10 protein-coding genes are annotated in these 11,644 nt (G+C 61.6%); 7 read left to right on the forward strand and 3 right to left on the reverse strand.

Annotated features, from left to right (window positions below; genetic code table 11):
* Positions 1 to 69 precede the first annotated feature (69 nt).
* Positions 70 to 1,353 (reverse strand): Zn-dependent hydrolase, encoded by a 1,284-nt coding sequence (locus tag HX792_RS26885; protein ID WP_176998911.1) that lies wholly within the window; start codon positions 1,351 to 1,353, stop codon positions 70 to 72.
* A 157-nt stretch (positions 1,354 to 1,510) separates the two neighbouring features.
* Complete coding sequence (locus HX792_RS26890) at positions 1,511 to 2,998, reverse strand: NCS1 family nucleobase:cation symporter-1 (protein WP_176998912.1); 1,488 nt, start codon at positions 2,996 to 2,998, stop codon at positions 1,511 to 1,513.
* 590 nt (positions 2,999 to 3,588) lie between these two features.
* Between HX792_RS26890 and hydA the strand changes: the two genes are divergently transcribed.
* From hydA to preA, 3 genes are all read left to right on the forward strand, one after another.
* Positions 3,589 to 5,028 (forward strand): dihydropyrimidinase, encoded by a 1,440-nt coding sequence (gene hydA / locus HX792_RS26895; protein WP_176998913.1) that lies wholly within the window; start codon positions 3,589 to 3,591, stop codon positions 5,026 to 5,028.
* 169 nt (positions 5,029 to 5,197) lie between these two features.
* The gene (locus HX792_RS26900; RefSeq protein WP_176998914.1) at positions 5,198 to 6,565 is read left to right on the forward strand and encodes an NAD(P)-dependent oxidoreductase; all 1,368 of its coding nucleotides are present in this window, start codon (positions 5,198 to 5,200) and stop codon (positions 6,563 to 6,565) included.
* A complete protein-coding gene (gene preA / locus HX792_RS26905) occupies positions 6,565 to 7,839 on the forward strand; it encodes an NAD-dependent dihydropyrimidine dehydrogenase subunit PreA (RefSeq protein ID WP_176998915.1) in 1,275 nt (424 codons plus the stop codon). Before HX792_RS26900 ends, preA begins: the two co-directional genes overlap by 1 nt.
* Before the next feature lie 104 nt (positions 7,840 to 7,943).
* Here the strand turns inward: preA and HX792_RS26910 are convergent, their stop codons facing one another.
* Positions 7,944 to 8,564 (reverse strand): TetR/AcrR family transcriptional regulator, encoded by a 621-nt coding sequence (locus tag HX792_RS26910; RefSeq protein ID WP_025854871.1) that lies wholly within the window; start codon positions 8,562 to 8,564, stop codon positions 7,944 to 7,946.
* A gap of 238 nt (positions 8,565 to 8,802) precedes the next feature.
* Here HX792_RS26910 and HX792_RS26915 point away from each other — a divergent pair, with 238 nt between their 5' ends.
* From HX792_RS26915 to copD, 4 genes are all read left to right on the forward strand, one after another.
* Positions 8,803 to 9,666: a sensor domain-containing diguanylate cyclase gene (locus tag HX792_RS26915; protein ID WP_176998916.1), complete on the forward strand. Its 864-nt coding sequence runs from the start codon at positions 8,803 to 8,805 to the stop codon at positions 9,664 to 9,666.
* 94 nt (positions 9,667 to 9,760) lie between these two features.
* Entirely contained in the window at positions 9,761 to 10,228 is a 468-nt protein-coding gene (locus tag HX792_RS26920) for a GNAT family N-acetyltransferase (RefSeq protein ID WP_176998917.1), read from the forward strand.
* Entirely contained in the window at positions 10,222 to 10,587 is a 366-nt protein-coding gene (gene copC, locus HX792_RS26925; RefSeq protein WP_176998918.1) for a copper homeostasis periplasmic binding protein CopC, read from the forward strand. Before HX792_RS26920 ends, copC begins: the two co-directional genes overlap by 7 nt.
* Before the next feature lie 3 nt (positions 10,588 to 10,590).
* Complete coding sequence (copD, locus tag HX792_RS26930; protein ID WP_176998919.1) at positions 10,591 to 11,448, forward strand: copper homeostasis membrane protein CopD; 858 nt, start codon at positions 10,591 to 10,593, stop codon at positions 11,446 to 11,448.
* Positions 11,449 to 11,644 lie beyond the last annotated feature (196 nt).

Consider the following 11,644-nt stretch of genomic DNA (forward strand, 5'->3'; position numbering starts at 1 on the left):
ACCAGGCAGCATTGCTTTGCCTGACACTCCGCTATCGCCGGCAAGCCGGCTCCTACAGTGGGTGGTGATTCAGGCAGCGAGCTTGCCGCTGGCAATCGCGGCAGACGCAGCAACCATCGCCCGCAACAACACCGCACACCCCGCTGCCAGGTCATCCGGGGCGGCGTTCTCGATTTCGTTATGGCTGATGCCCCCCTCACACGGCACAAAAATCATCCCGGCCGGGCCGAGCTCGGCGACGAAGATCGCGTCGTGCCCTGCCCCGCTGACGATGTCCATGTTCGACAAGCCCAGCCCATTCGCCGCATCACGCACGGCGTCCACACAGCCTTTGTCGAAGTACAACGGCGGGAAGTCCGCTGTGGGCTCCATTTCAAAACTCAAGCCATGTTTGGCGCAGGTCTCATCGATCACCTTGCGTACTTGGGCAATCATCGAGTCCAAACGTGCCGGCTCCAGGTGACGGAAATCCAGGGTCATGCGCACCTCGCCCGGAATCACATTGCGCGACCCCGGATACGCCTGCAGGCACCCCACGGTGCCACACGCGTGCGGCTGATGGCCCAGCGCCGCCGCATTCACCGCCGCGACCACCGCCGCCGCACCCACCAGGGCATCCTTGCGCAGGTGCATCGGGGTAGGTCCCGCGTGGGCTTCCACGCCGCGCAGTTTCAGGTCGAACCACTTCTGGCCCAGCGCCCCCAGCACCACGCCGATGGTTTTCTGTTCATCCTCAAGGATCGGGCCTTGCTCAATGTGCGCTTCAAAATAAGCACCGACTTTGTGCCCGCTGACGGCACGCGTTCCCGCATAGCCAATCGCATTCAACGCATCACCCACGCTGACGCCGTCGGCATCGACCTTGGCCAGGGTATCGGCCAGGGTGAATTTTTCGGCAAACACCCCCGAGCCCATCATGCACGGCGGGAAGCGCGAGCCCTCTTCATTGGTCCACACCACCACTTCCAGCGGTGCCTCGGTTTCCACCTTCAGATCGTTGAGGGTGCGCAACACTTCCACGCCGGCCAGCACGCCGAAGCAGCCGTCGAACTTGCCTCCGGTGGGCTGGGTGTCGATATGGCTGCCGGTCATCACCGGTGGCAGGTTGGGGTTGCGCCCGGGGCGGCGGGCAAAAATATTGCCGATACCGTCGACGGTGACCGTGCAGCCCGCCGCTTCGCACCATTGCACGAACAGGTCGCGGGCCTTGCGATCGAGGTCGGTCAGGGCCAGGCGACACACGCCGCCCTTGGGCGTGGCACCGAGCTTGGCCAGGTCCATCAGGGACTGCCACAAACGGTCGCGGTTGATGTGCTGATGGGTGGATTGCAGAACGTCGAGGGCAGCGTTCATGGGGATCTCCTCAGGCTACATTTTTATAGGTTGAACGGGCTTGTGTGGGAGCTGGCTTGCCTGCGATGGCGGACTGTCTGCTAAAACAGGATCAACTGATACACCGCTATCGCAGCGATGCGGCGACCCGACAAGCCAGCTCCCACATTGACCGTATTTACAACGGGGATTTGGCGGTGACTGGAGGGGCCGCTCGCTTGGCATTCAGGCCGTAATACATCAAGCCGCCCAACGCCGATCCGGTGAACCAGCCATAGCTGTAGAACCAGCTGAACGCATCGCTGCCCAGGGACAACAGCGTCAGTACCACCGGCACGCCGAAGGCAATGAAGCCGCTCCAGTTCCACGCCGGGTACACGTCATCGCGGTACAAACCGGCCAGGTCCAGTTGCTGTTTGCGGGTGATGAAATAGTCCACCACCATGATCCCGGCGATAGGCCCCAGCAGGCTGGAGTAGCCCAGCAACCAGTTGGAATACACCGTCTCCAGGCTCACATCGGACACGATCAGCCCCAGCTTTTTCAGCAGCTCATGCCCCATCAGCGCCAGCCCCACCAGCCCGGTGAGGATCACCGCCGTGGTGCGGTTGATCAGCTTCGGCGCGATGTTCTGGAAGTCGTTGGTGGGCGAGACGATGTTCGCCGCGGTGTTGGTGGACAAGGTGGCGATAATGATCAGCGCCATGGCAATGGCCACCCACACCGGGCTCTGGATATGCCCGATCAGGGTCACTGGGTCGGACACGCTCACGCCCACCAGTTTCACCGACGCGGCGGTCATGATCACGCCGAGGGCGGCGAACAGGAACATGGTCAGCGGCAGGCCGAAAATCTGCCCGAGGATCTGGTCCTTCTGGCTTTTGGCGTAGCGGCTGAAGTCCGGAATATTCAGCGACAGGGTGGCCCAGAAGCCGACCATGGCGGTAAGGCCGGCCATGAAGTAACCGGTGAGGCTCGCGCCTTCGGGGCGCTTGGGCGGGATCGCCATCAACTCGCTGATCGACACATTGGGCATCGCCCATACCAGCAGGCCGATGCCCACCGCCACCAGCAGCGGTGCCGAGAGGGTTTCCAGGCGCTTGATCGACTCGGCGCCGCGCAGCACCACCCACAGGTTCAGCGTCCAGAAGATCATGAAGCCGATCACCTCGCCGGTGCCGCCGAGGGACTTCCAGCCCTCGAAGATCGAACCCAGGAACAGGTGGATCGCCAGCCCGCCGAACATCGTCTGGATGCCGAACCAGCCACAGGCCACCAGCGCGCGGATCAGGCACGGCACGTTGGAGCCGAGGATGCCAAAGGAGGACCGCAACAACACCGGGAACGGAATGCCGTACTTGGTGCCGGGGAAGGCGTTGAGGGTCAGCGGGATCAGCACCACGATGTTCGCGAGCAAGATCGCCATCAGCGCCTCGCCCACCGACAAGCCGAAATACGCCGTGAGCACCCCGCCCAAGGTGTAGGTGGGCACGCAGATCGACATACCCACCCACAGGGCGGTGATGTGCCATTTGTTCCAGGTTCGTTCATGCACCTTGGTCGGTGCCATGTCGTGGTTGTAGCGAGGGCTGTCGAGGACGTCGGGGCCGGCGTCGAGTTCGTACAGGCCGTTGCGCTCAATGACTTGCGATCTGTTCTGTTGCATGGCCGCTCCACGGTTTTTCGAATTATTTTTGCTCACCCAACGCATCACGCCGGGTGGCCGGAGTACCTCGTAAACAACATGACATCACGGGCCCGGCCAGCCGCCACTGCACTCAATAACCGTGCCGACAACCGTTACCGAAACCGCACCGCTTATATAACGTACTGATGTTTATCAGCTTTCCGATTGGGCCCTGGGTACTTGCTGCGTGACTCAGGCTAGATAACGCGCAAGTTATTCGAACTGTCAGGACTCAATCTGGTGCAACACAATTATTTTTATTTCCCATGCCCGTCAAGTGGCATGTCTCAAGCGTCTGATTTGCAATAAGAAATGTTGCTCAATTTAAGAACCTGTCAAGTGCGTCAAAATGGTGAGACGGCGCTTCATTTTGGTGAAAATCGTTTTTAAACCTTATAAATCAATACTTTAAATACGATATAAGCTTATAAAAAATCTTCTTGCCCAATCTAAAAACTCGGGCTAGTTTCTATTCCTGTCACCGATGACAGGAATTAACCGACCATCGGTAAGCAGCATTACAACACTTAGAACTGGCACAAGCCGGTCAAGCCTGTGAGGAACTCGACATGTCGCTGTTGATCCGTGGCGCCACCGTTATTACCCATGATGAAAGTTACCGCGCCGATGTTTTATGCGCAGGCGGTCTAATTCGGGCCATTGGCACGAACCTGGATATTCCCGCCGGCACTGAAGTACTCGATGGCAGCGGCCAATACTTGATGCCGGGCGGCATCGATCCCCACACCCACATGCAACTGCCCTTCATGGGCACCGTGGCCAGTGAAGATTTTTTCAGCGGCACCGCCGCTGGCCTGGCCGGTGGCACCACCTCGATCATCGACTTTGTAATCCCCAACCCGCAGCAGTCCTTGCTGGAGGCGTTTCATCAGTGGCGCGGCTGGGCGCAAAAGTCCGCCTCCGACTACGGCTTTCACGTGGCAATCACCTGGTGGAGCGAGCAGGTGCGCGAAGAAATGGCCGAGCTGGTCAGCCACCACGGCATCAACAGCTTCAAGCATTTCATGGCCTACAAGAACGCGATCATGGCGGCCGACGACACCCTGGTGGCGAGCTTCGAGCGCTGCCTGGAACTGGGCGCCGTGCCCACCGTGCATGCCGAAAACGGCGAGCTGGTGTATCACCTGCAGCGCAAGCTGATGGCCCAGGGCATCACCGGGCCGGAAGCGCACCCGTTGTCGCGTCCCTCCCAGGTTGAGGGCGAAGCGGCCAGCCGGGCGATCCGCATTGCCGAAACCATTGGTACGCCGTTGTACCTCGTACACGTCTCGACCAAGGAAGCCTTGGATGAAATCACCTACGCCCGCAGCAAAGGCCAGCCGGTCTATGGCGAAGTGCTCGCCGGCCACCTGCTGCTGGACGACAGCGTGTACCAGCACCCCGACTGGCAGACCGCCGCCGGCTACGTGATGAGCCCGCCCTTCCGCCCGCGTGGGCACCAGGAAGCGCTGTGGCATGGCCTGCAATCGGGCAACCTGCACACCACCGCCACCGACCACTGCTGCTTCTGCGCCGAACAAAAAGCCGCTGGCCGTGACGACTTCAGCAAGATCCCCAACGGCACGGCAGGTATCGAAGACCGCATGGCGGTGCTGTGGGATGAAGGCGTGAACAGCGGTCGCTTGTCGATGCAGGAATTCGTTGCACTGACCTCCACCAACACCGCCAAGATCTTCAACCTCTACCCCCGCAAAGGCGCGATCCGCGTCGGCGCCGATGCCGACCTGGTGCTGTGGGACCCCGAGGGCACGCGGACCATTTCCGCCAAGACCCACCACCAGCAAGTCGACTTCAACATCTTCGAAGGCAAGACCGTGCGCGGCGTGCCGAGCCACACCATCAGCCAGGGCAAGCTGGTGTGGGCCGACGGTGACTTGCGGGCTGAACGCGGGGCCGGGCGGTATGTGGAGCGGCCGGCGTATCCGGCGGTGTTTGAGCAGTTGAGCAAGCGGGCTGAGCATTCCAGGCCCACGGCTGTGAAACGCTGAGGCCGCCTTCGCAGGCAAGCCAGCTCCCACATTTGACTGTATTCACACATCGAACGATGTGAACCCATTCCACTGTGGGAGCTGGCTTGCCTGCGATGAGGCCAGCACAGGCAACACAAAAACCAATGCCCATCAGAGGCAGCACCTCAATCACCGTGAGGCCAAACCCGTGATCCAGACCCTGACCCACCTCCCCCATCCCCATGAAGACGGGGCAACACTCGCCAGCCACTTCACCGACCTGGCTCCGCCGCTCAACGCGCGCCAGGCCCAACTGGAAGCCTCGCGCTGCCTGTATTGCTACGACGCGCCGTGCGTCAACGCGTGCCCCAGCGAGATCGACATCCCATCGTTCATCCGCAACATCCACACCGAAAACGTCCAAGGCGCCGCGCAGAAGATCCTCTCGGCCAACATCCTCGGCGGCAGTTGTGCGCGGGTGTGCCCCACCGAAATCCTCTGCCAGCAGGCCTGTGTGCGTAACAACGCCGAAGAATGCGCCCCGGTGCTGATCGGTTTGTTGCAGCGCTACGCGGTGGACAACGCACACTTCACCGAGCATCCATTTCATCGCGCCGCGTCGACCGGCAAGCGCATCGCCGTGGTCGGCGCGGGACCTGCGGGCCTGGCCTGTGCCCACCGCAGTGCGTTGCATGGCCATGACGTGGTGATCTTCGAAGCCCGGGAAAAAGCCGGTGGCCTGAATGAATACGGGATCGCCAAGTACAAGCTGGTGGATGACTTCGCCCAGAAGGAGCTGGATTTCCTGCTGCAGATCGGCGGCATTGAGATTCGCCACGGCCAACGCCTGGGCGACAACCTCACCTTGAGCGAACTGCACCAGCAATTCGACGCGGTGTTCCTCGGCCTCGGCCTGGCCGCGAGCAAACAACTCGGCCTGCCCCATGAAGACGCCCCCGGCCTGCTCGCCGCCACCGACTACATCCGTGAACTGCGCCAGGCCGATGACCTCACTCAACTGCCCCTGGCCGACCGCTGCATCGTGCTCGGCGCCGGCAATACCGCCATCGACATGGCCGTGCAAATGGCCCGCCTCGGTGCTCGCGACGTCAACCTCGTGTACCGCCGTGGCCTGGCGGACATGGGCGCCACCCACCATGAGCAGGACATCGCCAAGGCCAACCAGGTACGCCTGCTGACCTGGGCCCAGCCAGAAGAAGTGTTGCTGGATGACAGGGGCCAGGTGCGCGGCATGCGCTTCTTGCGCACGCGCATGGAAAACGGTCGCCTGCACCCCACCGGCGAAACCTTCGAGTTGGCCGCCGATGCCATATTCAAGGCCATCGGCCAGGGCTTCGACAGCGCGGCACTGCACGATCCGTTGGCCCAACAACTGCATCGGGTGGGCGAACGGATTTTCGTCGATGAACACCTGCAAACCAGCGTTCCAGGGGTGTACGCCGGGGGCGATTGCGTCAGCCTCGGCCAGGACCTCACCGTGCAGGCGGTGCAACACGGCAAGCTGGCCGCCGAGGCCATGCACGCCCAACTCATGCTGAATGTGGAGGCTGCGTAATGGCCGATCTCTCGATTGTGTTCGCCGGTATCAAAGCCCCCAACCCCTTCTGGCTGGCCTCTGCGCCGCCCACCGACAAGGCCTACAACGTGGTCCGCGCCTTCGAAGCCGGCTGGGGCGGCGTGGTGTGGAAAACCCTCGGTGAAGACCCGGCGGCGGTCAACGTGTCGTCACGCTACTCGGCCCACTACGGCGCCAACCGTGAAGTGCTGGGTATCAACAACATCGAGCTGATCACCGACCGCTCCCTGGAGATCAACCTGCGGGAAATCACCCAGGTGAAAAAGGATTGGCCAGACCGCGCATTGATCGTGTCGCTGATGGTGCCGTGCGTGGAGGAGTCGTGGAAACGTATCCTGCCCCTGGTGGAAGCCACCGGCTGCGATGGCATCGAGCTGAACTTCGGCTGCCCCCATGGCATGCCCGAACGCGGCATGGGCGCGGCGGTCGGCCAGGTGCCGGAGTATGTGGAACAGGTGACGCGCTGGTGCAAGACCTATTGTTCACTGCCGGTGATCGTCAAGCTCACGCCGAACATCACCGACATCCGCGTGGCGGCGCGGGCAGCGTATCGCGGCGGCGCGGATGCAGTGTCGCTGATCAACACCATCAACTCCATCACCAGCGTCGACCTGGAGCGCATGGTCGCCCTGCCGGTGGTCGGCACCCAGAGCACCCATGGCGGCTATTGCGGCTCGGCGGTCAAGCCGATCGCGCTGAACATGGTTGCCGAAATCGCCCGCGACCCGCAGACCCAGGGCCTGCCGATTTGCGGCATTGGCGGCATCGGCAACTGGCGCGATGCGGCGGAATTCGTCGCGCTGGGTTGCGGCGCGGTGCAGGTGTGCACGGCGGCGATGCTGCATGGGTTCCGGATTGTCGAGGAGATGAAGGATGGGCTGTCGCGGTGGATGGACAGTCAGGGTTACACGAGCCTGCAGGCATTTTCCGGGCGAGCGGTGAGCAATACCACGGACTGGAAGTACCTGGATATCAACTACCAGGTGATCGCCAAGATCGACCAGGAGGCCTGTATTGGCTGTGGGCGTTGCCATATCGCCTGTGAGGACACTTCGCACCAGGCCATCGAGAGCGTGAAACTGGCGGATGGCACGCATAAATATGAGGTGATCGATGAAGAGTGCGTGGGCTGCAACCTGTGCCAGATCACCTGCCCGGTGGCGGACTGTATCGAGATGGTGCCGATGGACACCGGCAAGCCGTTTTTGAATTGGACGCAGGATCCGAGGAATCCCTACCGGGAGGCGGTGTAGTTCTGTAGACCGCTATCGCCGGCAAGCCGGCTCCTACAGGGGATTGCGTTCCAACTGTAGGAGCCGGCTTGCCGGCGATAGGGCCATCAGCCCTCACACAAAAATCAAGGCTCCAACCCAATCCCCCGCAAAATCACACTCGTCACCGTCTGTATCGCCTTCTCAAACTGCATGTCCGACAACGGCTGGTGGTCATTCAGGATCTTCACCTGGTGATCGAAGTCGGCATAGTGCTGGGTCGATGCCCAGATCATATACAGCAGGCTTGACGGCTCCACCGGCAGGATGCGCTTGTCCTCCACCCACTGGCGAATCTTCGCTTCCTTCATCTTGGCCCAGTCATACAGGCTTTCATCCAGCGCCTCACCGAGGGTCGGTGCACCATGGATGATCTCGTTGGCCCACACTTTGGATCCATACGGCCGCGTGCGCGAACGCTGCATCTTGGCGCGAATGTAACTGCTGAGCACCACCCGTGGGTCATCGAAGGTTTCGAAACTCAGGGCGTCCTGCTTCCATACTTCCAGCAGGTCGAACAGCACCGCGCTGTACAGCTCGCTCTTGGTGGTGAAGTAGTAATGCAGGTTGGAGCGCGGCAGTTGCACTTCTTCGGCAATGTCGGCCATGGCGGTGCTGCCATAGCCTTTTTCGGCGAAGATTTTCTCCGCCGCCAGCAGGATTTTCTCGACGTTGACTCGACGAATTCCGATCTTGTGATTACCCATAAAGGCTACAAACCCACTCACTGTCTATGGACGCTTCAAACGGCACGTGCGCCATCACATCACGAACAGACACATTAGGCCACACACCTGCCGCCTCAACTTCGGCTTACGCAGCCGATTGCCCGGACATGCCGTTGATCGACAGGTCGGCTTTCGCGGCGCAAAGGCTGCAGTTTTCCTCGGCGTCAGGCTGCGTGATCGGGCTATGATCGGCACATCTGAACCGGACCCCTGACCTATGGCCGTCGACCTGCACACCCTCTATCCAAAATTGATCCACCTGATGCTGGACACGGTCTTCGTGGTCGAAAGCAACAACCAGATCGTTTTTGTCAGCGATGCCTGTGAAACGCTGCTCGGCTATCGCGCCGACGAACTGACCGGCACGCTCATCACCGACTACATGCACCCGGAAGATCTGGCGCGCACCCGCGCTTCGATCGTGCGGGTCATGAATGGCAAGCCCCACGTCGACTTCCGCAACCGCTATATCCGCAAGGATGGCGGCGTCGTGCACATCCTGTGGGCCGCCTTCTGGTCCGAAGAGGTGGGTGCGCGGATCGGCGTTGCACGGGACGTCACGGCCCTCACCCAGGCCGAGGAGGAACTGCGTTTCCTCGCCCATCACGACCCGCTGACGGCGCTGACCAACCGCTCGCTGTTCAATGACGGGCTGGATTCGGCCCTGCAAGCCGCGCAGCGGCACAACAGCACCCTGGCGTTGCTGTTTCTGGACGTCAATGACTTCAAGGGCATCAACGACGTGCATGGCCATGGCGTGGGCGACCGGGTGCTCTGCGTGATTGCACGACGGCTGGAACGCTGTGTGCGTGAGGGCGACCTGGTGGCGCGAATGGGCGGGGATGAGTTCACGGTGCTGCTGACGGATATCCAGTCCCAGGACGCCGTTTACGCGAAAGTGACCCAGATCCTCGCGGTCATGGCAGAGCCGTTGGGCGCAGGCTTCGAAGGGATCAAGATGCCGTCCTGCAGCATCGGCGTGGCGTTTTATCCAGCGGACGGTGAGGACGCCGATACGCTGCTCAGCCATGCAGACGGTGACATGTACCAGACGAAACGGCGCAGGCTTGCGGCGGAGTGAAGAGCCGCGTGCACGCCAGGTGAAACTTCCTGTGCGAGCCTTTCCCCTGGAAATCGGATTGGTTAGGATCGCGATCCCAATGAAGGATCAATCCATGACTATTCGACCTCGCGTGGCCGCCGACGACCCAGTGCTGGGAGCACTGTGGGAGCGCTCGGTGCGGGCCACCCATGACTTCCTCCCCGAGGATGACATTCAACGTCTGCTGCCTCTGGTGCGTGATACCTACCTGCCCATGCCCGCCCTCGACGTGTGGGTGTATGAAGACAGCGCCGGCGTGGCCGGTTTTATCGGCACCGGTGGGCACAATGTGGAGATGCTCTTCATCGAGCCTGCGCGCCGTGGCCAAGGGGTTGGCCGCCAACTGCTGGACCACGCCCGCGCCCGCCACGACACCCTGACGGTGGACGTCAACGAACAGAACCCCCAGGCCGTGGGGTTCTACCTGCACTATGGTTTTACCCAGGTCGCGCGTTCGCCGCTGGATGGCGAAGGCAAGCCCTTTCCCTTGCTGCACTTGGCGTTACCGACGCCCTCACCTGAAGGTACTGAACCATGCTGATCAAGAAAACCCTCACCGCTGTCGCGCTGCTCGCCTCCCTGCTGGGGGCCTCGGCAGCGTTCGCCCACGCCCACCTCAAGAGTTCCACCCCCGCCGCCGACAGCACTGTCGCGGCACCAGCCGACCTGCGCCTGACCTTCAGCGAAGGCGTCGAAGCCACGTTCACCAAGGTGTCCCTGAGCAAGGACGGCACCGAAATCGCCATCAAGGGCCTGGAAACGCCGGACGCCGACAAGAAAGTCCTGGTGGTCACACCGGCCGCCCCGCTGGCTGCCGGCAACTACAAAGTGGTGTGGAATGCGGTGTCGGTCGACACCCACAAGAGCAACGGTGAATACAGCTTCAAGGTCGGCCAATAACCCATGGCGACCCTGCTGGTGCTGTGTCGCTTCCTGCATTTCATCGTCGTGTTGCTGATGTTCGGGGCCTGTGTCTTCAGGCCCTGGCTGCTCGGCGCTGAACCGCTACCGGCACTGGACCGGCAACTGCTGCGCATCACCCGCACCCTGGCCTGGGTCGGGTTGTTCTCTGGCGTAGCGTGGCTACTGTTGATCACTGCCAGCATGGCGGGCAGTTGGGACGCGGCGTTGCAACCGGCCACCGTGCAGTTGGTGTTGGGTAAAACCTTCTTTGGCCAGGTGTGGGCCTGGCACCTGTTGTTCAACCTGCTGCTGGTGCTGGCGCTGATCAAACCCTGGCTCGCGCTGCGCCTGCCGTTGATCGCCCTGCTGCTGGTGACGCTGGCACCGGTGGGGCACGGCGCCATGCTCGATGGGCTCAGCGGGCAACTGTTGATCCTCAACCAGGTGGTGCATCTAGCGTGTGTCGGTACCTGGTTGGGTGGCTTGCTGGTGCTGGTGTTGGTCCTGCGCCAACCGCAGGGTCATAGGCTGGAGTCGATCCTGCGGCGCTTCAGCGGTGTGGGGTATGGCGTGGTCGTCGGGTTGCTGGTGACCGGGCTGATCAATGTGCGCGTGCTGACTGGGCAAGTGTGGCCGACACCTTTGTTCAGTGGCTTTGCCTTGATTCTGCTGATCAAGGTGATGCTGGTGTTGGGGATGCTTGCCCTGGCGTTGCTCAATCGTCTGCGCATCGAACGCTGCGAGGAGCGCGTGGGCAGTTTGAAAGCCAGCGTGATGCTGGAATGGGCGCTGGGCATTGGCGCGGTTGCCGCGGTTTCCTTGCTCGGTACCCTGCCGCCGATGGTCATGGCGGGTTAAAAATTCACGTTGAAATGCCATCACTGTGGGAGCTGCGGTGCGACGGTTCGACTTGCCTGCGAAGGCGGTATGTCTGGCCACTAGGATCGAGTGCATATCCGTTACTTAGGTAACGGCTGCTATTGGTTCCGCCCTTACGGCGGGTCACTTTCGAAAAGCGCGAAAGTAACCAAAGCGCTCTTGCCCCACCACTCGG

It is taken from the genome of Pseudomonas sp. B6002, assembly GCF_013385985.1.
In the GTDB taxonomy this organism is placed as follows: domain Bacteria; phylum Pseudomonadota; class Gammaproteobacteria; order Pseudomonadales; family Pseudomonadaceae; genus Aquipseudomonas.

Bases quoted from the DNA above. Each gene is read 5' to 3' on its own strand.
- HX792_RS26885 (WP_176998911.1), bottom strand. From the start codon at position 1,353: ATGAACGCTGCCCTCGACGTTCTGCAATCCACCCATCAGCACATCAAC.
- HX792_RS26890 (WP_176998912.1), bottom strand. From the start codon at position 2,998: ATGCAACAGAACAGATCGCAAGTCATTGAGCGCAACGGCCTGTACGAA.
- hydA (WP_176998913.1), top strand. From the start codon at position 3,589: ATGTCGCTGTTGATCCGTGGCGCCACCGTTATTACCCATGATGAAAGT.
- preA (WP_176998915.1), top strand. From the start codon at position 6,565: ATGGCCGATCTCTCGATTGTGTTCGCCGGTATCAAAGCCCCCAACCCC.
- HX792_RS26910 (WP_025854871.1), bottom strand. From the start codon at position 8,564: ATGGGTAATCACAAGATCGGAATTCGTCGAGTCAACGTCGAGAAAATC.
- HX792_RS26915 (WP_176998916.1), top strand. From the start codon at position 8,803: ATGGCCGTCGACCTGCACACCCTCTATCCAAAATTGATCCACCTGATG.
- HX792_RS26920 (WP_176998917.1), top strand. From the start codon at position 9,761: ATGACTATTCGACCTCGCGTGGCCGCCGACGACCCAGTGCTGGGAGCA.
- copC (WP_176998918.1), top strand. From the start codon at position 10,222: ATGCTGATCAAGAAAACCCTCACCGCTGTCGCGCTGCTCGCCTCCCTG.
- copD (WP_176998919.1), top strand. From the start codon at position 10,591: ATGGCGACCCTGCTGGTGCTGTGTCGCTTCCTGCATTTCATCGTCGTG.